Genomic DNA, 23,154 nt, shown 5'->3' on the forward strand with positions numbered 1-23,154 from the left:
GCGGGGTTTCAGACTCGCAGCCAGACGGCTGTGTCGGTGGGCAACTGGGAGTCGGCCGGCTCGCCGCTGGCGAGCAGGATTTCGAGGTGGGCGGGCAGGTCGATCGGGGTGTCGCCGAAGTTGACCAGGCAGAGCAGGTCGTCGCCGCGGCGGAAGGCGAGGATTGCGGCAGTATCATTGGCCGCCCAGGCGAACTCCTCCCCGCGCAGCGCCGGCTCGGACCGGCGCAGCGCGAGCATGGTCCGGTAGAGCGTCAGCATCGACCGGGGATCGCCGTCCTGCCGCTCGACCGAGTAGTCACCCCAGTTCGCCGGCTGGGGCAGCCACGGCGCCCCGGCGCCGAAGCCGTACGCGCTGCCCGCGTCGGACGTCCAGGGGAGGGGGACGCGGCAGCCGTCCCGGCCGGGGTCGGTGCCGCCGGAGCGGAAGTGCATCGGGTCCTGCAGCACTTCCAGTGGCAGGTCCTCGACTTCGGGCAGGCCCAGCTCGTCACCTTGGTAGATATAGAGCGAGCCGGGCAGAGCCGCGGACAGCAACGCGGCCGCGCGGGCCCGGCGCTGCGCCTTCGCCAAGTCGGTGCGGATGCCGAAGGCCCGGGCGACGAAGCCGAACGAGCTGTCCTCACGGCCGTAGCGGGTGGCCGCGCGGGTGACGTCGTGGTTGGACAGCACCCACGTCGGCGGCGCGCCGACCGGGCCGTGCGCGTCCAAAGTGGACACGATGGCGGTGCGCAGCTCGGCGGCGTCCCACGGGCGCATCATGAAGTCGAAGTTGAACGCCGTGTGCATCTCGTCGGTGCGCAGGTAGCGGGCGAAGCGGTGCGGGTCGGCCAGCCAAACCTCGCCGACCAGGACGCGCGGCTCGGCGTAGGAGTCGGCGACGGCCCGCCAGCTCCGGTAGATGTCGTGGATCTCGTCGCGGTCGACGAACGGGTGCGCGTCCGGCGTCACCTCGTTCGGCAGTGCGGGGTCCTTGACCGGCATGGTCGCGGAGTCGATGCGGATGCCCGCGACGCCCCGGTCGAACCAGAACCGCAGCACCTGCTCGTGCTCGTGGCGGACGTCGGGGTGGTTCCAGTTCAGGTCCGGCTGCTCGGGCGCGAACAGGTGCAGGTACCACTCGCCGGGCGCGCCGCCGGGCTCGGTGACGCGGGTCCAGGTGCCGCCGGAGAAGCTGGACTCCCAGTCCGTCGGCGGCAGCTCACCGTGCTCGCCGCGGCCTTCGCGAAACCAAAACCGTTGCCGCTCGGGCGATCCCGGCCCAGCGGCGAGCGCGGCGCGGAACCACTCGTGCCGGTCGGAGACGTGGTTGGGGACGATGTCCACAATGGTCCGGATGCCGAGCGCGGACGCCTCGGCGATCAGCCGCTCGGCCTCCGCGAGGGCGCCGAACGCCGGGTCGATCGCACGGTAGTCGGCGACGTCGTAGCCGCCGTCGGCCAGCGGCGAGGAGTACCACGGGGTGAACCAGAGGGCGTCCACGCCGAGGCTCTTCAGGTAGGGCAGGCGGGCGCGGACGCCGGCGAGGTCACCGGTGCCGTCGCCGTTGCCGTCGGCGAAACTGCGCGGGTAGATCTGGTAGATGACCGCGCCGCGCCACCACGGCGCCGTCTGTTCGGCGGGTGCGGTCAGCGGGTCGGTCGAGACGTCTGTGGTCACGGGACTCCCGTTCTGGCTCAACGGTTTCCGGAGCGCGGCGAGGGAAGCGGACCGGGGTCCGCGCGAATTAGGTTTAGCGCTATACCTCGATAGACGGTAATGTCGTCCTGAGGTACTTGTCAACGGCCGGTCCCGTAACCTTGAGGCCCGGGGTGAGCGAGAGGAGTCCGAGGGTGCGCGTCACGCTGCGGGAGGTCGCCGAGCAGGCGGGCGTGAGCATGATGACGGTGTCGAACGTGATGAACGGCAACCGCGCGCGGGTCTCGCCCGGGACCATCGAGAAGGTCCAGCGCATCGCGGACGAGCTCGGGTACGTCCCGAGCGCGTCGGCCCGCAGCCTCGCGACGAAGGCGTCCCGGCTGGTCGGCCTGCTGGTGCCGGCCGCCGACGAGGACAGCCTGATGATCAGCCCGCACACCATGGCGATCGTCGGCATGATCGAACGCGAGCTGCGCAAGTACGGCTACCACCTGCTGCTGCGCGGGGTCGCGCACCCGGACGAGGTGGCCGAAGCGCTGCGCTCGTGGAGCCTCGACGGCGCGATCCTGCTGGGGTTCCTCGACGAAGAGGTCGGCAAGCTGACCAAGAAGACCATCGGCGCGGTCCACGTCGTCGCGATCGACAGCTACTCGGCGAACCGCTTGACGACGGGCACGCGTTCGGACGACTTCGCGGGCGCCCGGCTCGCGGCCCGGCACCTGCTCGACCTCGGCCACCGCCGGATCCTGTTCGCTGGTCCGGCGTTCAGCGGCGTCGGCGTGGTCCACGAACGCTTCGAGGGCTTCTGCCAGGCGTTCGCGGACGCCGGGGTCTCGCGTGACGACGTGGTCGAGACGGTCAACACGACGTACGAGGAGGGCCGGGAACTGGGGCTGGTCCTGCGGGAGCGCCACGACGTGACGGCGGTGTTCGCGACGGCGGACATCCTGGCGGTCGGCATCGTCCACGGCCTGACCGAGGCGGGCGCGCGCGTGCCGGAAGACGTCTCGGTGGTCGGCTTCGACGACCTGGACCTGTGCAACTACGTGACCCCGAAGCTGACGACGATCTCGCAGGACATCGCGCGCAAGGCGTCGACGGCGGTGTCGATCCTGCTGGACTCGATCGAGAAGGGCGAGCGCCCGAAGCGGCCGGTGACGATCGACGTCTCGCTCGTCGAGCGCGAGTCCACCGCCCCGGTCCGGGCGTAGAAAACGGCCGGTTTCCCTGGGGGAGAGGGAAACCGGCCGTTCAGGTGGCGGCGTTCGGGGTTACGCCGCCTGGGGAACCGGCGTCGAAGCCGGGGTCAAAGCGAGGTCGAGGACCTCGCGGACGTTCGCCACCGCGTGGACGTCCAGCTGGGACAGCACCTCGGCCGGGACGTCGTCGAGGTCCGGCTCGTTGCGCTGCGGGATGATCACCGTCTTCATCCCCGCCCGGTGGGCCGCCAGCAGCTTCTGCTTGACGCCGCCGATCGGGAGGACGCGTCCGGTCAGGGACACCTCGCCGGTCATCGCGACGTCCGGCCGCACCACGCGGCCCGAGAGCAGCGACGCCAGCGCCGTCGTCATCGTGACGCCCGCCGACGGCCCGTCCTTCGGGACCGCGCCCGCCGGGACGTGGACGTGGATGCCGCGCTCGCGTAGGTCGCCCACCGGCAGCTCCAGCTCCGCGCCGTGCGAACGCAGGTAGGACAGCGCGATCTGGACGGACTCCTTCATCACGTCGCCGAGCTGGCCGGTCAGCTGCAGCCCGGACGCGCCGGACTCCTGGTCCGCCAGCGACGCCTCGATGTAGAGGACGTCACCGCCGGCACCCGTCACCGCCAGGCCCGTCGCCACCCCCGGGGTCGCGGTCCGCTGGGTCGACGCGGGCAGCGACGACTCCGGCACGTGCCGCGGACGGCCCAGGTAGGTCTCCAAATCGGGAGCATCGAGGGAAAGCGGCAGCGAAACCTCGTCCAAAGCCACCTTCGTCGCGATCTTGCGCAGCACCTTCGCGATCGTGCGGTTCACGTCGCGCACGCCCGCCTCGCGGGTGTACTCGGCCGCGATCCGGCTGAACGCGGCGTCGGTCAGGCTGACGTCCGCCGTGGCCAGGCCGGCTCGCTCCAGCTCCCGGGGGAGCAGGTGGTCGCGGGCGATGGTGACCTTCTCGTGCTCGGTGTAGCCGTCCAGCGTGACGAGCTCCATGCGGTCCAGCAGCGGGCCGGGGATGGTTTCCAGCGCGTTGGCCGTCGCCAGGAACACGACGTCGGACAGGTCCAGTTCGACCTCGAGGTAGTGGTCGCGGAACGTGTGGTTCTGCTCCGGGTCCAGCACTTCGAGCAGCGCCGCGGTCGGGTCGCCGCGGTAGTCGGCGCCGACCTTGTCGATCTCGTCGAGCAGGACGACCGGGTTCATCGAGCCGGCTTCCTTGATGGCGCGGACGATCCGGCCGGGCAGCGCGCCGACGTAGGTGCGGCGGTGGCCGCGGATCTCCGCCTCGTCGCGGATGCCGCCCAGGGCGACGCGGACGAACTTGCGCCCCATCGCCTTCGCGACGGACTCACCCAGCGACGTCTTGCCGACCCCGGGAGGGCCCGCGAGGGCGAGCACCGCGCCGGAACGACGTCCACCGACCGGGCCCAGGCCCGACTCGGCGCGACGCTTGCGCACCGCCAAGTACTCGATGATGCGTTCCTTGACGTCGTCGAGACCGGCGTGGTCGGCGTCCAGGACCGCGCGCGCGGCGGCGATGTCGTAACTGTCCTCGGTGCGCTCGTTCCACGGCAGCTCCAGGACGGTGTCCAGCCAGGTGCGGATCCAGCCGCCCTCGGGGGACTGCTCGGACGTCCGGTCCAGCTTGTCCACTTCGGCCAGCGCGGCCTTCTTGACGGCGTCGGGCAGCTCGGCACCTTCGACGCGGGCGCGGTAGTCGTCGTCCTGCGCGGTGCCGTCGAGCTCGCCGAGCTCCTTGCGGATGGCCTCGAGCTGGCGGCGCAGCAGGAACTCCTTCTGCTGCTTCTCCATGCCCTCGGCGACGTCCTTGCGGATCGTGTCGGTGACCTCGAGCTCGGCCAGGTGTTCCTTGCTCCACTCGAGCGCCTTCTCGAGACGCGCGGTGACGTCGAGCGTGGTCAGCAGCTCGACCTTCTGGTCGGTGTCCAGGTACGGCGCGTTGCCGGACAGGTCGGCGATCGCGGAACCGTCCTCGACCTGCTGGACGGCGTCGATCAGCTGCCAGCCGCCGCGCTGCTGGAGGATCGAGATGACGACGGCCTTGTACTCGGCCGCGAGCTTCGCGGTCTGGTCGTCGGTGGTCTCGGGGGCGTCCTCGGCGTGCACCCAGCGGGCCGCGCCGGGGCCGTCGGCCATCCGGCCGACGAGCGCGCGGGCCGTGCCGCGCAGCAGGACGGCGGCCTTGCCGCCGGGCACGCGGCCGATGCGCTCGACCGTCGCGACGGTGCCGAACTCGGCGTACTCACCGTGGACGCGCGGCACGATCAGGACCTCGGCCTTGGTGGCGCCGGTCGATCGGATGCCGGGGAACGAAGCCTGGCTCGGCGTGTTGGCCTGTGCGGACTCCACCGCGGCCCGCGTCTCGGTGTCGGTGAGGTCGAGCGGGACGACCATGCCCGGCAGCACGACGTCGTCATCGAGCGGGAGCACGGGCAGGAGGCGGGTGTCGGACATGTGCACTCCTCGGGTAGTTGAGTCTGCCTAGCTCAACTCTCCGATGGGTGTGTTTGTTTCCGAGAGTGCGTTCGCCCACAGCGAAGGAGGTAACCGCAGGTCAGAGGCTTGGCCGACGGCCGACCGCGCACCAGGCGAAGGGCCGGGTCTCGAGGTCCAGCACCGTCGGACGCTCTTCGGGACGCCAGTCCGGCAACGATGTCATCCCCGGCGGGAGCAGCGGCCAGCCGCCGAACCAGGGGAGCAGCTCCTCGGCCGAGCGCAGCCACGCCGGGTTCGACGTGTCGCGGTAGGCGTCGATGAACCGCTTCACCTCCGCGGCGCGCTCGGGCGGCGCGTCGTCGCGGCACGTGCCGTGCGTCAGCGCCAGCCAGCTGCCCGGCGCGAGCTTCGACCGGTACGTCGCCATCAGCCCGTCCGGATCGTCGGACGGCCCGACGAAGTGCATGACCGTGATCAGCAGCAGGCACACCGGCCGCGACCAGTCGATGAGCGACGACGTCACCGGGTCGGCGAAGATCTCCTTCGGCCGCCGGATGTCCCGCTCGACCAGGCCCGCCCACGCCGTCGCGCCTTCGCGCTCCAGGATCAGCCGCGAATGCGCGGCCGCCACCGGCTCGTAGTCGACGTAGACGACCGACGCGCGTTCGCCGGTGGGCAGCCGGTCGCGGACGATCTCGTGCACGTTGCCCGCGGTCGGTACGCCGGAGCCGAGGTCGACGAACTGGCGGACGCCGGCGTCCATGGCCGCCGAGACCACCCGGTTCATGAACGCCCGGTTCTGCCGCGAGATCGGCCGGATCAGCGGCCACACCTTCTCCACGCGCCGGCCGAACTCGCGGTCGACCGCCCAGTGGTGGTCGCCGCCGAGGTACCAGTCGTAGACGCGCGCCGCGGACGGCTTGTCGGTGTCCACGCCGGCGGGGGCGATCGGCGCTCCTTCGCTCATGCGCCGGGTTTCTCCGCGATGCCGCACCACGCGTACGGGCGGGCTTCCGCTTCCAGCGCGTTGAGCTTCCGGTCGGGCCGCCAGTCCGGCAGGTGCACGATGCCCGGTTCGAGCAGCGGCCAGTCGCCGAACAGCGGCTCGATCTCCTCGCGGTCGCGCAGCCACACCGGGTTGCTCGTCTTCCGGTACTGCTCGACGAACCAGCGCAGCCCGGCCAGGGTCTCGCCGGTGCCGTCGCCCTCGCTCATCTGCGAGATGGCCAGCCAGCTGCCGGGCGCGAGCTTGTCGCGGTACGCCTTGAGGATGCCGATGGGGTCGTCGTCCGGCCCGACGAAGTGCAGCACCGCCATCATCATCAAGCAGACGGGCTTCGAGAAGTCGATGAGCCGCTTCGTCTCCTCGGCGCGCAGCACGGCCTTCGCGTCACGCATGTCGGCCTGGACGATGCCCGCCCAGTCCGTCGCCGCCTCCTCTTCGAGGATCAGCGTCGCGTGCGCGACCGCGACCGGCTCGTAGTCGACGTACACGACCGTCGCGTCGTGGTCCTCGGGCAGCTCGGCCTCGACGACCTCGTGCACGTTCCCGGCCGTCGGGACCCCGGAGCCGAGGTCGACGAACTGCCGGATCCCGGCCCGCAGCGCCGCCCGCACCGCGCGGTTCATGAACTCGCGGTTCTGCTTCGACCCAGGGCGCACCAGCGGCCACTGCTGCTCCATGCGCCGGCCGAACTCGCGGTCCACGGCCCAGTTCTGCGTGCCGCCCAGGTACCAGTCGTAGATCCGGGCCGCGGACGGCTTCTCGGTGTCGACGCCTTCGGGCGCTCTCGGCGCGGAATCCCGCTGATCGGTCACTTCCGGCTCCCCTCGCTGCTCCGGAAGCCAGCCTATAGAGACGGGCGACCGGGGGTAAGCCGCCACTGGTTCACCGAACGGCCGGTCGACGCTGCCAGTACGTCCACAGCGGGCGGTACCCCTGCGCGTACCAGAACGGCGTCGACAGCGGGTTCGCCGCGGCGTGGTGCAGGAGCACGGCGTCGGCGCCTTCCTCGTCGAGGACGTGGTGGGCGTGGGTGGCCAGCGCCGTACCGACACCGGACGACCGCGCCTCCTTCGCGACGGCCAGCGACGACAGGTAGCCGACGCGGCCCGCGGAAACCCGGTCGCTGATCCAGCCGGTCTCACCCGGGTGCTGGACGTTCACCATGCCGAGCGGACGGCCGTACAGCTCGGCGATCCACAGCGGCGGTTCCGGGCGCTCCAGCTGTTCGGCCAGGTCCTTGGCCATGATGTCCTCGACGCCCTTGCGCAGGTTGACCGTGCCGTACTGCGCGTCGAAGGAGTGCAGCTCGAGGCCCAGCGAGACGACGGTTTCGAGGTCGCCGGGCTCGGCGCGGCGAATCTTGACCCCGGGCGTGCCGCGCGGGCCCGCCGGGACCATCCGGTCGGCCGGGCGGACCGCGATCACCCGCAGCGGCGCGAAGCCGTGGTGCAGCATTTCGCGCGTGCCGGCGGCGTCCCGGCTGGCGCGCGGGACGATCGCCGCGGTTTCGGTGTCGCCACGCTCGGCGACCGCGCGCAGATGTTCATCCCATCGGGTGAGGAGGGCGTCGAGCGCCGCGGCGGGCTGCGGGCCGGCCAGCTGAAGGTCGAGCCGGTGCTCGGTCAGCGCCCGCCAAGGCGCGTTCGGGGCGTCCTGGTCGACCTGGATGCGCGAGGCGAGGCCGGACGCGGCCGAGCCGGCCGTCGCCACCTCCAGCACCACGGCGCCTTCGGCCGCTTCGAAGGGATAAGAACCGGGGAGCAGGGAGTCCACCGCCGCGAGCCGGGCCGCGTGTTCGGTGGCAATCACGTCGCTGTGCATGAACACATTGAAGCGCTATGCCGGACGTCGTGCGCAGAGAACTACCCTTGATTCCGCCACCCATGTCAAGGGGGTCCGGGTGGCGGAGCCCCCGGCCCGGGGCGAAGCCCCGGTGGTCGCAGAGTTTCACCCCTTGGTCCACGCAGGTCAGCGCCATCGAGGCATTGTTAACCCTGGGGTGATCTCCTACTGTCTCGAAAGGGACGCGGGTACGCCCTACGGGGTACGGTATGGCCCTTGTCCACACCCGAAGTCACGGATCAGCACCGGTGGACAAGCTGGGAGGGAAGGTCGGATGCCGGACACCAACGCCCACGGCCACGCCGTAGCGCAGGCGCAGCCCGGGCCGGGGGCCGCTTCCGGCACACCTCCCGTTTCCGCCGAGGCCCGCACCGACGAGCGCCGGTTCCGCGCGTACACCTTCGCCGTCCTGAGCATCGGGCTCGTCGCCGCGTTCGCCGTCGGGTCCTGGCTGCCGTTCCACTGGGACAGCCGGCTGCTGTGGATCGGGCCGGTGCTCGCGGTCGCCTTCCTGCTCGCCGAGCAGCTCGGCATCAACGTCGACGTCCGCAGCGGCATCTCGTGGACCATCTCCTTCACCGAGATCCCGCTCGTCATCGGGTTCTTCGTCGCGCCGTTCGAAGTCGTGCTGGCCGCGCATCTGATCGCCGGCATCGGCACGCTGCTCGCCCGCAAGGTCGCCGGGCGCGTCCTCTACAACGCGGGCGCGTTCCTGCTCGAGATCACCGGCGCCTTCGCGGTCGCCGGCCTGGTGAAGGTGGCCCTCGGCGCCGGTTCCGGCAGCGAGATCCCGTGGGTCGCCGCGCTCGCCGGCACGCTGACCGCGCCGCTCGTCAGCACGCTGCTCGCGCTCGCCGCGGTGCGCGTGCTGCGCCGCCGGATGCGGGTCAGCACCGCGGTCCGGCTCACCGCGCGGATCCTGGTCGTCGGGTTCGTCAACGCGTCCGTCGGCCTGTCCGGCTACCTCGTCATCTCCAACACGCCCAAGGCGTGGCCGCTGGTGCTCGCCGTGTTCCTCGGCCTGACCGCGCTGTACTGGGCCTACTCCGACCTGCTGCGCGAGCAGCGGGACATGGAGGCGCTCTCGGACGTCAGCCTGATGGTGGCCCGCTCCGGCCAGCAGGCGGCGGCGCGCCCGGCCAGCCGCGCCGACGAGCTCGTCGGCGGCGTCGACGTCCGCGAGTGGGCCACGATCGCCGAGCGCATCAAGGACCAGCTGGCCGCCGGCCGCGTCGTGCTGAGACTCCGGCTCGAGCCGAAGGACACCATGCGCGTCGTCGTCGCCGGCGACGACCTGCCGCCCGCCGATCCGGCCGCCGACGACCCGCTGCTGCGCCTGCCCGGCGCGCACGTCCGGCACTTCCGGATCACCGAGGCCAATCCCGACGTCCGCGCGGCGCTGCTCGACCGCGGCGCGCAGGAGGCGCTCGTCGTCCCGCTGCGCAGCGCGAACCAGCTGCTCGGCGTCGTCGAGGCGCACGACCGGCTGTCCCGCTGGCGCGGCTTCGGCAAGTACGACGTCCAGCTGCTCGGCACGATGGCCAGCCACCTCGCGACGTCGCTGGACAACCGGCGCCTGCTCGCGACCCTGCGCCACGACGCCTACCACGACCCGCTCACCGGGCACCTCAACCGGCCGGGCTTCCGGCAGGTGGCGAAGGAACCGTTGCGGGACTTCGCGAACGCCGTGGTGCTGCGGATCGACCTCGACGTCTTTTCGACGGTCAGCGACGCGCTGGGCTACGCCTGGGCCGACCGGATGGTGATCGCCGCCGGCCGCCGCATCCGCGACGCGCTCGGCCCCGACGTCCCGCTCGCCCGCCTCGAAGGCGCGTCGTTCGCGGCGCTGCTCGTCGGCTGCCCGCCCGAGGACGCCCACACCGCGGCGGAACGGCTGCGCGAAGAGCTTTCCGCGCCCTACCCGGTGGACCGGCTGTCGGTCGAGGCCAACGCGATGATCGGCTACGCGACGACGACGCCCGAGGAGTCCGGCGACGTCGTCGACATCGAAGGCCTGCTGCAGCGCGCCGATGTCGCGGTTCGCGCGACCAAGGGCGGCGAAGAGGTCCGCGGGTACGTGCCGAGCATGGGCCAGATCTTCCTGCGCCGCTTCCAGATGGTCACGCAGTTCCGGCAGTCCCTCGAAGACGGCCAGGTCAGCGTGCACTACCAGCCGAAGATCACCTTGCCGAACCGGCAGGTGGCGGGCGTCGAGGCGCTGGTCCGCTGGGTGCACCCGGAGTTCGGCCGGCTCGGCCCGGACGAGTTCGTCCCGGCCATCGAAGCGGCCGGCCTGATCGGCGTGCTGACGTCGTTCGTGCTCGGCGAGGCGCTGAAGCGCTGCCGCAAGTGGCTCGACGAGGGCCTGCGGATCTCGGTGGCGGTCAACCTGTCGGTGCGCAACCTCGCCGACGAGGACTTCCCGAACAAGGTGGCCCGCGAGCTGGAGCGCGTCGGCATCCCGCCGGAGCTGCTGACGTTCGAGCTGACCGAGTCCGGCGTGATGTCCGACCCGCAGAAGGCGCTCCCGATCCTGCGCGAACTGCACTCGCTGGGCATCACCCTCGCCGTGGACGACTTCGGCACCGGCTACTCGTCGCTGGCCTACCTGCGGCAGCTGCCGGTCGACCAAGTCAAGATCGACAAGAGCTTCGTCCTCGGCATGGGCACCGACCTCGGCGACCTCGCGGTGGTGCGGTCGATCGTCGAGCTGGGGCACTCGCTCGGGCTGACGGTGGTCGCGGAAGGCGTCGAAGAGGACGTGGCGCGCGACCAGCTCGAGGCGATGGGCTGTGACGTCGCCCAGGGGTACCTGATCTCGCGGCCGCTGCCCGAGGATCGTCTGGAGGCGTGGCTGCAGGCCCGCACGGCGCGCTCGCCGGGGCGCCACTCGGAGACCGTGCTGACGTTGCTGACCTGAGGTTTTGCTCTTTCGGGACCCCGGTTGCACGACGGGGTGACGGGGGTTGGTAATCTTTCGAAGTCCTCGCGAGAGGCGAGGCCCCTTTAGCTCAGTCGGCAGAGCGTCTCCATGGTAAGGAGAAGGTCTACGGTTCGATTCCGTAAAGGGGCTCACGACCTCAGCCGCGTCACGCCTGCGTGTCGCGGCTTGGGTCATGTAAGGGCGGTGTAGCTCAGTTGGCAGAGCAAGCGGCTCATAATCGCTGTGTCGCCGGTTCAAGTCCGGCCACCGCTACGCGGTAACGACTGGGGCTCGCCCCGGGACCTGAGAGAGAAGGAAACGCTGTGGCTGCCACCGACGTGCGACCCAAGATCACGCTGGCGTGCGAAGAGTGCAAGCACCGCAACTACATCACCAAGAAGAACCGGCGCAACAACCCGGATCGCCTGGAGATGAAGAAGTTCTGCCCGAACTGCGGTACGCACCGGACGCACAAGGAAACCCGCTGACCGCGTAGCGCGTTCGCACCAGCTTCGAAGAGCCGCCTTGGACCACCGGGGCGGCTCTTTGCTGTTGGTAGCCTCTCCCGGTGCCCTTGGACGAGTCGTTCACCGGGCGGGTGTACCCGCCGCAGACCAGCTACGAAGTGAGCCGGGAGAAGATCAGGGAGTTCGCCGACGCGATCGGCGACGCGAACCCGCTCTACCGGGATCCCGAAGCCGCGAAAGCGGCCGGCTACCCGGACGTCATCGCGCCCCCGACGTTCCTCACGATCATCAACCTGGCGTCGATCAACTCGATCGTCTCCGACCCCGAGCTGGGCCTCGACTACTCGCGCATGGTCCACGGCGACCAGCAGTTCACCTACAGCCGCCCGGCGCACGCCGGGGACACGCTGCTGCTGACGACGCACATCGACCGGATCATGGCCCGGGCCGGCAACGACTTCATCAACCTGCGCGCCGAGATCACCGACGGCGACGGCGCGCACATCGCCACCACGAAGGCGCAGCTCGTGGTGCGGGGGGAGAGCGCGTGAACGCCGGAGACGAACTGCCCGCCCTCGAAGTCCGCATCACCCGCGACCAGCTGGTGCGCTACGCCGGCGCGGCGCTGGACTTCAACCCGATCCACTGGAACGAGACGTTCGCGAAGGAGGTCGGCCTCCCCGACGTCATCGCGCACGGAATGCTCACGATGGCGGTGGCCGGCCGAGTGGTGACGGACTGGCTGGGCGACCCGGGCCGCCTGGTCGACTTCAGCGCCCGCTTCACCCGCCCAGTCGTGGTCCCGAACACCCCCGACGGCGCCCTGGTGGAGATCACGGGCAAGGTAGCGGCCGTCAACGACGAAGGCATCGCACGCGTGGACCTGGTGGTCAAGTACGACGGCAAGACGGTCCTGGGCAAGCCGCAGGCGCTGGTCCGCGTCTAAAAGGCAGGACGGTATCGGAACGCAGGGAACCGAGAACCCAGACCGCCCCCCGCACCCCGATCCGAAGCCAGAACACGGCCGCCGCCACCGGGTCAAGGCATCTTTCCCGCCTTGACGCGGTGCCGCCGGCCGTAGTCACAATCGGGCTTCGGGGTGCTGGAAACCACGGCAGACGCAACGTCTAAAACGGCTTCAACGCCCCCAAGACGGCATCAGCCATGCCCTGCTCCCCCCGAGCGTTGGGATGCAGCGCCGTCCCATGCAGCGTCGGAATCACGCCCTCCACCCACCGGGTATCCGACGCGGTACAGACGTCATGCCCCTTCCCCGGCGTAGCGGTATCGGCATACCCAGCCTCATGCCCATCCGCCTGGTCCTCGAGCATCTTGTTCAGCTTCCCCAACGCCCCGCGGAAGTACGCGACATCCCCCGAGCCGATCGGCAGAACCGGCCAGCACCCATCACCGTCAGGGAGCACGGACGGGTACCCGACGACGACCACCTTCGCCTTCGGAGCCTGCTTGTGGATCCGATCCAGCACGGCGCCCACCTTCGGCGCGGTGGCGTCGATCCGCTCGGAGAGCTGATCGTGCCCACCGGCGGTCAGCTTGTCCTTGCAGGGCGACCCGGACCGGTGCGCCGTCGCGCAGGACGACGCCAGCGACAGGAAGCCGATGTCGTTGCCGCCGATGCCGAGGGTCACCAGCGTCGTCTTCGCGGTCACCGCGTCCAGCTGGGGCGGGTTCGAGCCGTTGCCCGTCTTCTGCGCGCCGGCCATGTTCGCGGTCGTCGCGCCGCTGCAGCTGACGTCGGCGAACTCGGCCGGCTTCAGGTCCGCAGAGACGAGGCGGGGGTAGTTGTCGTCGGACCGGTCGCAGCCGGGCGGGGCCCCGACGTTCTTCCCGGTGCGCGGCGAGGCCGTGTAGGAGTCACCCAGTGCGACGTAGCGGCCGGCGCCGTCCCCGGTGGCCGCGCCCGCCGGCGGTGCGGACGACGAGCCGTGGTCCCACTTGTAATACCCGAACGCCAGGAGCCCGACCACGAGCACCACGACGAGGCAGCCGCCCCCGCTGTTCTTCGCCACACCTTCGTTTGTACCGAAAGTAGGCCCCCGATTACTGCGGCGATCCGGGTGACTAGGGAAAACTCCAGGGAGGGATTGACCGCTACCGGGAGTTGACGAGCTCGGCCGCGAGCTCCAGGGCGTGGTCGACGTCCTTCGCGACGAAGTGCAGGTCGACCAGGACCTCGGTGATGCCCTCCTCGCGGGCCACGTCCAGGCACGGCGGGACGTCCGCGACCGACTCGACCCCGGTGCCCGCGCGCGGGTTGATCCGCAGCACCCGCCGCAGGGTGCCGGGGTCGCGGCCGGCTTTCTCGGCCGCTTCGAGCGCGACCGACCAGAGGCCGGTCAGGTACTGGCGCGGCATCCAGCCGGCCAGCCAGCCGTCGGCCCGCCGCCCGATGCGGGCCAGCGCCGGCGGGGAGAAGCCGCCGAGCAGCACCGGCGGGCGCGGGTCCTGCGCCGGGCGCAGGCCGACCGTCGACGGCGCGATCCGCCACTGCGGGCCCTCGTGCGCCACCGGGTCGCCGGTCCAGATCGCGTCGAGCGCGTCGAGCACCGCGTCGAGCCGCCGGCCGCGGCCCTCCCACGGGACGCCGGTGGCGAAGTACTCCTCGCGCAGCCAGCCGAGCCCGAGGCCGACGTCCAGCCGGCCGCCGCTGGCGAGGTCGAGCGAAGTCAGGGCCCTGGCGAGCAGCACCGGGGAATAGACCGGGCCGGTCAGGGCGCTCATCCCCAGGCGCGCGGTCCGCGTCACCGCGGCCGCGGTCGCGAGCGTGGTGAACGGGTCCGCGAAGGTCTCGAACTCCCGGGGGTACGGGTGCGCCGGCGTCCCGCCGCCCGGGTACAGGTCGGACGGCTCCCGCGGCGTCAGGATCCGGTCGCCGACCCACAGCGAGCCGAAGCCGAGGTCCTCCGCGGCGGTCGCGAAACGCGCGACGGCCGCGGGGTCGGCGAGCGCGCCGTACTGGGGCAGCGCGAGGCCGAGCCGCGTCCCGCTCACCGGTGAGCGGGACTCCGGGTTGCTCGTCATGGCGGACATCCTGGCATGATCGGGTGGCTGGCGGGGAGTATTCCGCAGGCCGGCCGGGGTTCGGCGGTCGATCGGGGGGCGCGGTTGCGGGCTCTCGTGAGGCTTGCCGTAGACTTCGGGACTTGGAACGCACTACGGTCATCCCCGCCTGGATGGTGGGGATGATGGAATGCGTCCTCGGGGGCTCCGAGCGATCGGGGCTCCACAGGGGTGTAGCTCAATTGGCAGAGCAGCGGTCTCCAAAACCGCAGGTTGCAGGTTCAAGTCCTGTCACCCCTGCGTAACGGAACTGGTGGAGCGAAGGAGTGGTCGTGAGCGACAGCGACGCCAGTGGCGGCGAGCAGGAGCAGGACGGTACCGGGTCCAAGCCCGAGAACCCGTCTCGCCCGGTCACAGCCGCTGCCCGGCGTGAACGCCGCGCGACCGCTCGTCCGGCGGGCAAGTCCGCGGCACGTGCGGACGACAAGTCCCGGCCGGCCGGGAAATCGGGGGAGAAGACCGCCTCCGACGCGAAGGGCGCTCCGACCCCGAAGCGGGACCAGAAGCCGAAGAAGGCGTCGGTGTTCGCGCGGCTGATCCGCTTCATCCGCGAGGTGTGGGCGGAGCTGCGCAAGGTCATCTGGCCGAACCGCAAACAGATGGTCACCTACACCGCGGTCGTGCTGGCCTTCGTGGTGTTCATGGTGGCCCTCGTCAGCGTGCTCGATCTGGCATTCAAATGGGGCATCGGCAAGATCTTCGGCTGACGCGCCTCGGCGCGCGCCGATGGGGCTCAGGTCCCGGCCTGACCCCGGCAATGATCAACTGAGAGGACGGAACGTGACCTCCGACAACGGCACATCAGCCGGTCACGACCTGACCGAGCTTTCCGACGAGCAGGTGCACGCGGCACTCGGTGACGAGGAGTCCGCGCACCTCGAGCCCGTCGAGGTGTCCGACGAGGTCGACGAAGCCGCTTCCAGCGAAGAGGACGGCACCGAAGACGTGGCCGAGGCCGCGCCGGAGGAAGCCGCCGACGAGGCCGAACCCGCCGAGGACGACGAGGACCCGGTCGCGAAGCTGCGCGCCGAGCTGGTCGCCGCACCCGGCGAGTGGTACGTCGTGCACTCCTACGCCGGGTACGAGAACAAGGTGAAGACCAACCTCGAGACCCGGACCACGACCCTGGACGTCGAGGACTACATCTTCCAGATCGAGGTCCCGACCGAAGAGGTCACCGAGATCAAGAACGGCCAGCGCAAGCAGGTGCAGCGCAAGGTGCTGCCCGGCTACATCCTGGTCCGGATGGACCTGAACGACGCCTCGTGGAGCGCGGTGCGCAACACGCCGGGCGTCACCGGGTTCGTCGGCGCCACCTCGCGGCCGTCGCCGCTGACCGTGGACGAGGTGCTGAAGTTCCTCGCCCCGAAGGTCGAGAACGAAGCCCCCGCGAAGGGCGGCAAGGGCGACTCCGCCACGAACGCGGCCCCGCTCGGTGGCCCGGCCGTCGAGGTCGACTTCGAGATCGGCGAGTCGGTCACGGTCATGGACGGCCCGTTCGCCACGCTGCCGGCGACGATCTCCGAGGTCAACATCGACGGGCAGAAGCTGAAGGTCCTGGTGTCGATCTTCGGCCGGGAGACCCCGGTCGAGCTGTCGTTCACCCAGGTCTCCAAGATCTGACGGTCGCCTAGCCGGCCGCAGTCCCCACGTCCACGGCAGGTACGCGGGGAACGTAGTACAGGACAGGAAAAGAATGCCTCCCAAGAAGAAGAAGCTTGCGGCGATCATCAAGCTGCAGATCAAGGCGGGCGCGGCCAACCCCGCGCCCCCGGTCGGCCCGGCTCTGGGTCAGCACGGCGTCAACATCATGGAGTTCTGCAAGGCCTACAACGCCGCGACCGAGTCGCAGCGCGGGGACGTCGTCCCGGTCGAGATCTCCGTGTACGAGGACCGGTCGTTCGACTTCAAGCTGAAGACGCCGCCGGCCGCGCGCCTGCTGCTCAAGGCCGCTGGTGTCGAGAAGGGCTCCGGCGAGCCGCACAAGACCAAGGTCGCCAAGGTCACCTGGGACCAGGTCCGCGAGATCGCCAAGACCAAGGAGACCGACCTCAACGCGCACGACATCGACCAGGCGGCGAAGATCATCGCCGGCACCGCCCGCTCCATGGGCATCACGGTCGTCGACTGAGTTTTCTGCCTCGACTCCGTCGAGGCGGCGAAATCGCTCTAAGCCGATTTCTTCCCTTCCGATCCGCTCGGCCCGAGGGGCCGATCGAATCGCTCGGTCCAGAAACCGGCGCGATTTCGCGCTAGCTCGAGTGGGAGAGCCGAGTGCGGCTCGCACCACACTGATCCGTTTTCGAAGTTAAGGACAGAAGCATGACCAAGCACAGCAAGGCTTACCGCCAGGCTGCGGAGCTCATCGACAAGGCGCGGCTGTACGCGCCCCTCGATGCCGCGAAGCTGGCGAAGGAGACCTCCAAGACCAAGATGGACGCGACCGTCGAGGTCGCGATGCGTCTGGGTGTGGACCCGCGCAAGGCCGACCAGATGGTCCGCGGCACCGTGAACCTGCCGCACGGCACCGGTAAGACCGCCCGCGTCATCGTCTTCGCCGTCGGCGACAAGGCCGCCGAGGCCGAGGCCGCCGGCGCGGACGCGGTCGGCACCGACGAGCTGATCGAGCGCATCCAGGGTGGCTGGCTCGACTTCGACGCCGCGATCGCGACGCCGGACCAGATGGCCAAGGTGGGCCGCATCGCCCGCATCCTCGGCCCGCGTGGCCTGATGCCGAACCCGAAGACCGGCACGGTGACCCCCGCGGTCGAGAAGGCCGTGAAGGACATCAAGGGCGGCAAGATCAACTTCCGCGTCGACAAGCAGGCCAACCTGCACCTGGTGATCGGCAAGGCTTCCTTCGACACGGAGAAGCTGGTCGAGAACTACGCGGCCGCGCTGGACGAGATCCTCCGCGCCAAGCCGTCGTCGGCGAAGGGCCGCTACCTGAAGAAGGTCACCTTCACCACGACGATGGGCCCGGGCATCCCGGTCGACCCGCTGCGGACCCGCAACCTCCTTTCCGAGGACGCGAACGTCTGAGTCGGACATCACCGGAAAGGGCGTCCCCGCTTGCTGCGGGGGCGCCCTTTCTTCGTGTCTCATGGAGGTCATGCCGACTTTCGCGTCGTTCGACGGCCTCCGGTTGAACTACACCCTCTGGGAGGGCGACACCGCCCACCACCCGGTGCTGCTGCAACACGGCTTCGCGGCCGACACGAACGCGAACTGGATCTCCACCGGTGTGGTGGCGGCGCTGCGCAAGGCCGGCCTGACGGTGCTCTCCCTGGACGCTCGCGGCCACGGCCGTTCGGAGAAGCCCCACGACGAGTCCCGCTACACGGGCGACAGCATGGCCCGCGACATTTCGGCCCTGCTCGACGAGCTACGCCTGGACGAGGTCTCCCTGGTCGGCTACTCGATGGGCGCGATCATCGCCCTGGCGGCCGCGGCGGCGGACAAGCGCATCCGCCGCTTGGCCACGGGCGGAGTGGGATCGGGCATCGTCGACTTCGGCGGCGTCGACCTGCGGGTGGTGAAGCCGGCCGACATCGCTTCGGCTTTGCTGGCGGCGGACCCGTCGACGGTTCCGCCGTCGGGAGTGCCGTTCCGGCTGCTGGCTGATGCGGTGGGTGGGGATCGCCAGGCGTTGGCGGCGGTGGCGTTGGCTTCGCAGGACGGTCACCTCGACCTGTCGTCGATCGGCGTGCCGACGTTGGTCTTGGCGGGGGACCAGGATTTGCTGGCGGCGGAGCCGGAGCGGTTGGCGGCGGCCATCGCGGGGGCCCGGCTGGTCCGGATCCCGGGCGACCACATGACGGCGGTGATGTCGTCGGCGTTCTCGGAGGCGCTGGTGACGTTCTTGACCGCCCCGCACCTCCGCTGAGTCAGCTGGTCGGTGGCGCCGCCGGGCACGGCGTGGATTCGTTGGTGTGCGCCGTGATGAGCCACTGGCTCTTGTCGACCTTCTGCACGGTGAACGCGCCGAGGGCGGGCCCGCCCTTGATGCCGAACCGGCACGAACTGATCGTGAACCGGTCGCCGGGCAGCGGCTCGGACACGTACGACGGCATCGACTCGGCGTAGTCGTTCTTGCTGGTGACCTTGCGGTTCAGCTCGTGCACCGCGACCTGGCAGTCGGCGTAGCCCAGGTCCTGGGCGAACTTCTGCTGGATGGGCTCGTCCATCCGCCCGCAGGCCTGCGGCACCAGGTTCTGCGCGATGGCGTCGTAGACCTCGCGGACGGCTTCGTACGGGCTGGTCGAGAGGATGCGGTTGGTGTGATAGGTCCCGCCGCCCTCTTGGGCCAGCTGGGCCGACGACTTGCCCGCGTCGTTCGGGAAGAAGTGGTTGTACAGCCACGTCCCGGCCAAGCCGAGGATCACGATCGCCAGCACCCACGCGATCACCTTTTTGCCCAGCCAGCTGACCCACTTCGGCGCCCGACGGCGCTCGGTGGGGACCAGCTGGTAACCCGGGGGAATGACCGGCGGCTGGCCCGCACCGGAATTCTGCGTGGCCGGCTGCGACGCCGGAGCTTGCACCACTCCCGCGTCCGGCGGGGGCGCCGGCTGGTCGCCCTGCTGGGACTGCGTGAACCGCAAATAGTCCTGGAACTGCTGGAACTGCCTGAACTGCTCCAGCTGCGCCTGGTCCATCGGCGGCTGACCCGGCGACGGTGCGGCGGGCGGGTTCGAGCCCGCCGGTTCGACTTCCGAGCCCGGCTTTCCGTCATCGCGCTGCTCCGCCACGTGACCATGATGCCCCACGCCGCCGCGAAGGTGGGGGTCGGAGAAGGCTTGTCGACTTGACGAGGTATTCTTGACGACGTTCTACCGAAGACCGCTGGTTTTCCTCGTCCCAGACGGGGAACGAAGGTCCCGCACTCGCCGGGGCGGCCCGCGCAGGAGGAACGAGGCCCCGGCTCTGTGCCGGAACAACGCCCCGCGCCTGCTCGCGCGAGGGCGTTTCGTCGTTCGGGGGCCCCTCGGCGCCAGTGGAAACACTAGCCAAGAGAGGAGGCGACCATGGCGAAGCCCGACAAGGTGGCGGCCGTCGCCGAGATCGCGGAGAGCTTCCGCACCAGCTCGGCCACCGTCGTTACCCAGTACACCGGCCTCTCCGTGTCCCAGCTGTCCCAGCTGCGCCGCGCTCTCGGCACCAGTGCCAAGTACCGGGTCGCGAAGAACACCCTCGTCAAGCGTGCTGCCGAAGACGCCGGCATCACCGGTCTCGAGAACCTGTTCGTCGGCGCGACCGCCATCGCCTTCGTCGAGGGTGAAGCGGTCGACGCCGCCAAGGCGCTTCGCGACTTCGCGAAGGACAACAACGCGCTTGTGATCAAGGGCGGCTACATGGACGGCAAAGCGCTGTCCGTGGACGAGATCAACAAGATCGCCGATCTCGACAGCCGTGAGGTCCTGCTCTCCAAGGCAGCGGGCGCGTTCAAGGCGAAGCTGTCCCAGGCCGCCGCGCTGTTCCAGGCGCCGGCGTCCCAGGTCGCCCGCCTGGCTGCCGCGCTGGAGGAGAAGCAGCGCGAAGCCACCGGTACCGAAGCAGCCGAAGCACCCGCCGAGAGCTGAACCATCCCCCACCCCGAACGTCTAGTTCGTTTTTCTGAGAGGAAGCCATCATGGCGAAGCTGAGCACCGCCGAGCTGATCGACGCCTTCAAGGAGCTGACCCTCCTCGAGCTGTCCGAGTTCGTGAAGGAGTTCGAAGAGGTCTTCGACGTGACCGCCGCCGCGCCGGTCGCCGTCGCCGCTGCCGGCCCGGCCGGCGCCGCTGCCCCGGTCGCCGAGGAGCAGGACGAGTTCGACGTCGTCCTCGAGGGCGCCGGCGACAAGAAGATCCAGGTCATCAAGGTCGTCCGCGAGGTCGTCTCCGGTCTGGGCCTGAAGGAGGCCAAGGAGCTGGTCGAGGCCGCTCCCAAGGCCCTCCTGGAGAAGGTCGACAAGGAGGCCGCCGAGGCCGCCAAGGAGAAGCTCGAGGCCGCGGGCGCCAAGATCTCCATCAAGTGATCTCGGGCGCGTAAGCGCCGAAGCATCACCCGCGAAAGGGCGGGCACCCACTCGGGTGCCCGCCCTTTCCGTGTTGCACGGACGGCCCCCGGAGCGACTCGATGACCATGACCGATCCCGAGCACGTCGAGCTCCTCGCGCAGCAGCTCTGCGCACCCCGGCCCCTGCTGACGCTTTCCGCGGCGGCCGTGCTCACACCCGTGCTGTTCCTGCTGGTCGTCGCCGCTTTCACCGTGATCCCCTAGGAGTGGTGTCCGAATAGCCCCGGGTCCCTAAATCGAGGGTTCCGGGCCTCGGAGATCTGCGTCGTTGCCCCGAATGGACTACCGTGCCTGCAGTTGCCGATCACGGCGGGGTGACGATGGAACCAGGGCTGGCCAGAAAAGAAAACTGGTGAGTAACCTGTTCGCACTCAGCTCGTTGCACCTGGTTGACGCGGGTTCTTGGGGCGCCAGGCCCGCACCCGCCGCCGGCATGGGGTGGCATGGGTGTGGCAGCGGGCGCAATGACGCGGAACAGCTCCTGGAGGTGCGATGGGTGCCGAGGTGGTCATCGAAGGTCTGACGAAGTCCTTCGGTAAGCAGGCCATCTGGCGGGACGTCACGCTGACGCTGCCTCCGGGCGAAGTGTCGGCGATGCTCGGACCGTCGGGAACCGGCAAGTCGGTGTTCCTCAAGTCGATGATCGGGCTGCTCAAGCCCGACCGCGGCCGCTGCGTGATCAACGGTGTCGACATCGTCACCTGCTCCGAGCACAAGCTGTACGAGATCCGGAAGCTCTTCGGCGTCCTCTTCCAGGACGGCGCGCTGTTCGGCTCGATGAACCTCTACGACAACGTCGCCTTCCCGCTGCGCGAGCACACGAAGAAGTCCGAGACGGAAATCCGCCGGATCGTCCTCGAGAAGCTCGACATGACCGGTCTGAACGGCGCCGACAAGAAGCTCCCCGGCGAGATCTCCGGCGGTATGCGCAAGCGCGCGGGCCTCGCCCGTGCCCTCGTGCTGGACCCGGAGATCATCCTGGTCGACGAGCCGGACTCGGGCCTCGACCCGGTTCGCACCACCTATATCTCGCAGCTGTTCCTCGACGTCAACGCGCAGATCGACGCGACGTTCCTGATCGTCACGCACAACATCAACCTGGCCCGCACGGTGCCGGACAACCTGGGCATGCTCTTCCGCAAGGAACTGGTCATGTTCGGCCCGCGCGAGGTGCTGCTGACCAGCGAGGAGCCGGTCGTCAAGCAGTTCCTCAACGGCAAGATGCAGGGTCCGATCGGCATGTCCGAGGAGAAGGACTCCGCGCAGATGGCCGCCGAGCAGGCGATGTTCGACGCCGGGCACCACGCGGGCGGGGTCGAAGACGTCACCGGGGTGCCGCCGCAGATGCAGACGACGCCGGGCGTGCCGACGCGGATGGGCGGGGTCCGCCGCAAGGACCGGGTCATGGAGATCATGCACCGGCTGCCGGATGCCGCGCAGCAGAGCATCATCGCCTCCCTGTCGCCCGAGGAGCAGCGCCATTACGGCGTCAGCCCGCGGCGGGTCGCGCAGGCCCAGCAGCAGCAACAGCAGCAGGTCCCGACGGGCGCCCGGCAGGGTGACGGCGTCCCGAACCAGCACCACGGCCAGCTGCCCGCCGACCAGGTCGCCCGGATCCCGGGCGGCGGCCAGCCGCCGAGATCCGGCACGCACCGGATGCCACCGAGCAATGGGCCAGGTGGCCGGTGAGTTCTCCCGCATCACAGGCGAAGATTCCCGGGATCGGCATGCTCCGCGAAACCGGGAACCTGTTCGCCCTCGGCCTCGACATCATCCGTGGCCTGTTCCAGCGCCCGTTCCAGCTGCGGGAGTTCATCCAGCAGTCGTGGTTCATCGCGAGCGTGACCATCCTGCCGACGGCCCTCGTGGCGATCCCGTTCGGCGCGGTCATCTCGCTGCAGTTCGGGTCGCTCGCCCGCCAGCTGGGTGCGCAGTCCTACACCGGCGCGGGCTCCGTGCTCGCCACCGTGCAGCAGGCCAGTCCGCTGGTCACCGCGCTGCTGGTGGCGGGTGCGGGCGGCTCCGCCGTCTGCGCCGACATCGGCGCGCGGACCATCCGCGAAGAGATCGCCGCGATGGAGGTGCTCGGCGTCTCCGCGGTGCAGCGGCTGATCGTGCCGCGCACCCTCGCGATGATGCTCGTCGCCCTGCTGCTCAACGGCATGGTCAGCGTCATCGGCGTGCTGGGCGGCTACTTCTTCAACGTCGTGCTGCAGGGCGGGACGCCGGGTGCGTACCTGGCGAGCTTCTCCGCCCTCGCGCAGCTGCCCGACCTCTGGGTCGGTGAGTTCAAGGCGCTGATCTTCGGGTTCATCGCCGCCGTCGTCGCGTCCTACCGAGGTCTCAACCCCTCCGGCGGCCCGAAGGGTGTCGGGGACGCGGTGAACCAGTCGGTGGTCATCACGTTCCTCATGCTCTTCGTCGTGAACTTCGTGATCACCCTGATCTACCTGCAGATCGTGCCCGGAAAGCTGGACTAGCG

Annotated in this window: 23 protein-coding genes and 3 tRNA genes; 18 read left to right on the forward strand and 8 right to left on the reverse strand. The window is 69.9% G+C overall.

The features are described 5' to 3' along the window. Positions 1–8: 8 nt before the first annotated feature. Positions 9–1,658 (reverse strand): glycoside hydrolase family 13 protein, encoded by a 1,650-nt coding sequence (locus AB0N03_RS14910; protein WP_364370830.1) that lies wholly within the window; start codon positions 1,656–1,658, stop codon positions 9–11. Positions 1,659–1,831: 173 nt separating this feature from the next. Here AB0N03_RS14910 and AB0N03_RS14915 point away from each other — a divergent pair, with 173 nt between their 5' ends. Then, a complete protein-coding gene (locus AB0N03_RS14915) occupies positions 1,832–2,848 on the forward strand; it encodes a LacI family DNA-binding transcriptional regulator (RefSeq protein ID WP_364370833.1) in 1,017 nt (338 codons plus the stop codon). 60 nt (positions 2,849–2,908) lie between these two features. On the opposite strand, the gene lon is transcribed toward AB0N03_RS14915, so the two are convergent. The 4 genes from lon to AB0N03_RS14935 form a co-directional block, all read right to left on the reverse strand. Then, positions 2,909–5,311 (reverse strand): endopeptidase La, encoded by a 2,403-nt coding sequence (gene lon, locus AB0N03_RS14920; protein ID WP_364370836.1) that lies wholly within the window; start codon positions 5,309–5,311, stop codon positions 2,909–2,911. Positions 5,312–5,411: 100 nt separating this feature from the next. Continuing rightward, entirely contained in the window at positions 5,412–6,260 is an 849-nt protein-coding gene (locus AB0N03_RS14925) for an SAM-dependent methyltransferase (RefSeq protein ID WP_364370839.1), read from the reverse strand. Continuing rightward, entirely contained in the window at positions 6,257–7,111 is an 855-nt protein-coding gene (locus tag AB0N03_RS14930; protein ID WP_364370842.1) for an SAM-dependent methyltransferase, read from the reverse strand. Before AB0N03_RS14930 ends, AB0N03_RS14925 begins: the two co-directional genes overlap by 4 nt. 70 nt (positions 7,112–7,181) lie before the next feature. Further along, positions 7,182–8,120: a GNAT family N-acetyltransferase gene (locus tag AB0N03_RS14935; RefSeq protein WP_364370845.1), complete on the reverse strand. Its 939-nt coding sequence runs from the start codon at positions 8,118–8,120 to the stop codon at positions 7,182–7,184. Between the two features lie 295 nt (positions 8,121–8,415). On the opposite strand from AB0N03_RS14935, the gene AB0N03_RS14940 reads away from it, so the two are divergent. The 6 genes from AB0N03_RS14940 to AB0N03_RS14965 all read left to right on the forward strand — a co-directional run bounded on the left by AB0N03_RS14940 (position 8,416) and on the right by AB0N03_RS14965 (position 12,477). Beyond that, positions 8,416–11,061: an EAL domain-containing protein gene (locus tag AB0N03_RS14940; protein WP_364370848.1), complete on the forward strand. Its 2,646-nt coding sequence runs from the start codon at positions 8,416–8,418 to the stop codon at positions 11,059–11,061. An 80-nt stretch (positions 11,062–11,141) separates the two neighbouring features. Then, positions 11,142–11,214 (forward strand) — tRNA-Thr (locus AB0N03_RS14945). 50 nt (positions 11,215–11,264) lie between these two features. Next, positions 11,265–11,337, forward strand: a tRNA-Met gene (locus AB0N03_RS14950). Positions 11,338–11,387: 50 nt separating this feature from the next. Then, positions 11,388–11,552 carry a 50S ribosomal protein L33 gene (gene rpmG / locus AB0N03_RS14955; RefSeq protein ID WP_005152047.1) on the forward strand — a complete coding sequence of 55 codons (165 nt, stop codon included), beginning with the start codon at positions 11,388–11,390 and terminating at the stop codon, positions 11,550–11,552. 80 nt (positions 11,553–11,632) lie between these two features. Then, on the forward strand, positions 11,633–12,082 hold the full coding sequence (locus tag AB0N03_RS14960; protein ID WP_364370851.1) for a MaoC family dehydratase N-terminal domain-containing protein: 450 nt from the start codon (positions 11,633–11,635) through the stop codon (positions 12,080–12,082). Continuing rightward, positions 12,079–12,477, forward strand: a complete 399-nt coding sequence (locus AB0N03_RS14965) for a MaoC family dehydratase (protein ID WP_364370854.1) — start codon at positions 12,079–12,081, stop codon at positions 12,475–12,477. Before AB0N03_RS14960 ends, AB0N03_RS14965 begins: the two co-directional genes overlap by 4 nt. 181 nt (positions 12,478–12,658) lie before the next feature. Here AB0N03_RS14965 and AB0N03_RS14970 read toward each other — a convergent pair whose 3' ends face one another. Both AB0N03_RS14970 and AB0N03_RS14975 read right to left on the reverse strand, forming a co-directional pair. Further along, positions 12,659–13,561 (reverse strand): SGNH/GDSL hydrolase family protein, encoded by a 903-nt coding sequence (locus AB0N03_RS14970; RefSeq protein WP_364370857.1) that lies wholly within the window; start codon positions 13,559–13,561, stop codon positions 12,659–12,661. An 82-nt stretch (positions 13,562–13,643) separates the two neighbouring features. Beyond that, positions 13,644–14,573: a TIGR03619 family F420-dependent LLM class oxidoreductase gene (locus AB0N03_RS14975; protein ID WP_364370859.1), complete on the reverse strand. Its 930-nt coding sequence runs from the start codon at positions 14,571–14,573 to the stop codon at positions 13,644–13,646. Positions 14,574–14,779: 206 nt separating this feature from the next. On the opposite strand from AB0N03_RS14975, the gene AB0N03_RS14980 reads away from it, so the two are divergent. The 6 genes from AB0N03_RS14980 to AB0N03_RS15005 all read left to right on the forward strand — a co-directional run bounded on the left by AB0N03_RS14980 (position 14,780) and on the right by AB0N03_RS15005 (position 18,498). After that, a tRNA-Trp gene (locus AB0N03_RS14980) sits at positions 14,780–14,852 on the forward strand. A gap of 26 nt (positions 14,853–14,878) precedes the next feature. Further along, positions 14,879–15,319, forward strand: a complete 441-nt coding sequence (secE, locus tag AB0N03_RS14985) for a preprotein translocase subunit SecE (RefSeq protein ID WP_364370861.1) — start codon at positions 14,879–14,881, stop codon at positions 15,317–15,319. 73 nt (positions 15,320–15,392) lie between these two features. Beyond that, positions 15,393–16,235 carry a transcription termination/antitermination protein NusG gene (gene nusG / locus AB0N03_RS14990; RefSeq protein ID WP_364370863.1) on the forward strand — a complete coding sequence of 281 codons (843 nt, stop codon included), beginning with the start codon at positions 15,393–15,395 and terminating at the stop codon, positions 16,233–16,235. Between the two features lie 73 nt (positions 16,236–16,308). Continuing rightward, the gene (gene rplK / locus AB0N03_RS14995; protein WP_364370865.1) at positions 16,309–16,743 is read left to right on the forward strand and encodes a 50S ribosomal protein L11; all 435 of its coding nucleotides are present in this window, start codon (positions 16,309–16,311) and stop codon (positions 16,741–16,743) included. Positions 16,744–16,934: 191 nt separating this feature from the next. Beyond that, the gene (gene rplA / locus AB0N03_RS15000; protein ID WP_284747830.1) at positions 16,935–17,654 is read left to right on the forward strand and encodes a 50S ribosomal protein L1; all 720 of its coding nucleotides are present in this window, start codon (positions 16,935–16,937) and stop codon (positions 17,652–17,654) included. A gap of 70 nt (positions 17,655–17,724) precedes the next feature. Continuing rightward, positions 17,725–18,498, forward strand: coding sequence for an alpha/beta fold hydrolase (locus AB0N03_RS15005; RefSeq protein WP_364370867.1), 774 nt, complete (start codon positions 17,725–17,727; stop codon positions 18,496–18,498). Between the two features lies 1 nt (position 18,499). On the opposite strand, the gene AB0N03_RS15010 is transcribed toward AB0N03_RS15005, so the two are convergent. Beyond that, positions 18,500–19,363 carry a hypothetical protein gene (locus AB0N03_RS15010; protein ID WP_364370869.1) on the reverse strand — a complete coding sequence of 288 codons (864 nt, stop codon included), beginning with the start codon at positions 19,361–19,363 and terminating at the stop codon, positions 18,500–18,502. Positions 19,364–19,639: 276 nt separating this feature from the next. Here AB0N03_RS15010 and rplJ point away from each other — a divergent pair, with 276 nt between their 5' ends. The 5 genes from rplJ (at position 19,640) to AB0N03_RS15035 (ending at position 23,152) form a co-directional block, all read left to right on the forward strand. Further along, positions 19,640–20,194, forward strand: a complete 555-nt coding sequence (gene rplJ, locus AB0N03_RS15015) for a 50S ribosomal protein L10 (protein ID WP_364370871.1) — start codon at positions 19,640–19,642, stop codon at positions 20,192–20,194. Between the two features lie 50 nt (positions 20,195–20,244). Further along, positions 20,245–20,631, forward strand: a complete 387-nt coding sequence (gene rplL, locus AB0N03_RS15020) for a 50S ribosomal protein L7/L12 (protein ID WP_364370873.1) — start codon at positions 20,245–20,247, stop codon at positions 20,629–20,631. A gap of 101 nt (positions 20,632–20,732) precedes the next feature. Continuing rightward, positions 20,733–20,876, forward strand: coding sequence for a hypothetical protein (locus AB0N03_RS15025; protein ID WP_364370875.1), 144 nt, complete (start codon positions 20,733–20,735; stop codon positions 20,874–20,876). 288 nt (positions 20,877–21,164) lie between these two features. After that, a complete protein-coding gene (locus AB0N03_RS15030; protein WP_364370877.1) occupies positions 21,165–22,361 on the forward strand; it encodes an ABC transporter ATP-binding protein in 1,197 nt (398 codons plus the stop codon). A gap of 38 nt (positions 22,362–22,399) precedes the next feature. Then, complete coding sequence (locus AB0N03_RS15035; RefSeq protein ID WP_360676183.1) at positions 22,400–23,152, forward strand: ABC transporter permease; 753 nt, start codon at positions 22,400–22,402, stop codon at positions 23,150–23,152. Positions 23,153–23,154 lie beyond the last annotated feature (2 nt).

This window comes from Amycolatopsis sp. NPDC051061, assembly GCF_040682935.1.
GTDB lineage: Bacteria > Actinomycetota > Actinomycetes > Mycobacteriales > Pseudonocardiaceae > Amycolatopsis.

Bases quoted from the DNA above. Each gene is read 5' to 3' on its own strand.
- AB0N03_RS14940 (WP_364370848.1), top strand. From the start codon at position 8,416: ATGCCGGACACCAACGCCCACGGCCACGCCGTAGCGCAGGCGCAGCCC.
- lon (WP_364370836.1), bottom strand. From the start codon at position 5,311: ATGTCCGACACCCGCCTCCTGCCCGTGCTCCCGCTCGATGACGACGTC.
- rplK (WP_364370865.1), top strand. From the start codon at position 16,309: ATGCCTCCCAAGAAGAAGAAGCTTGCGGCGATCATCAAGCTGCAGATC.
- AB0N03_RS14975 (WP_364370859.1), bottom strand. From the start codon at position 14,573: ATGACGAGCAACCCGGAGTCCCGCTCACCGGTGAGCGGGACGCGGCTC.
- rplA (WP_284747830.1), top strand. From the start codon at position 16,935: ATGACCAAGCACAGCAAGGCTTACCGCCAGGCTGCGGAGCTCATCGAC.
- AB0N03_RS15035 (WP_360676183.1), top strand. From the start codon at position 22,400: ATGCTCCGCGAAACCGGGAACCTGTTCGCCCTCGGCCTCGACATCATC.
- AB0N03_RS15005 (WP_364370867.1), top strand. From the start codon at position 17,725: ATGCCGACTTTCGCGTCGTTCGACGGCCTCCGGTTGAACTACACCCTC.
- AB0N03_RS14935 (WP_364370845.1), bottom strand. From the start codon at position 8,120: ATGCACAGCGACGTGATTGCCACCGAACACGCGGCCCGGCTCGCGGCG.
- AB0N03_RS14925 (WP_364370839.1), bottom strand. From the start codon at position 6,260: ATGAGCGAAGGAGCGCCGATCGCCCCCGCCGGCGTGGACACCGACAAG.
- AB0N03_RS15025 (WP_364370875.1), top strand. From the start codon at position 20,733: ATGACCATGACCGATCCCGAGCACGTCGAGCTCCTCGCGCAGCAGCTC.
- rplJ (WP_364370871.1), top strand. From the start codon at position 19,640: ATGGCGAAGCCCGACAAGGTGGCGGCCGTCGCCGAGATCGCGGAGAGC.
- AB0N03_RS15030 (WP_364370877.1), top strand. From the start codon at position 21,165: ATGGGTGCCGAGGTGGTCATCGAAGGTCTGACGAAGTCCTTCGGTAAG.
- rplL (WP_364370873.1), top strand. From the start codon at position 20,245: ATGGCGAAGCTGAGCACCGCCGAGCTGATCGACGCCTTCAAGGAGCTG.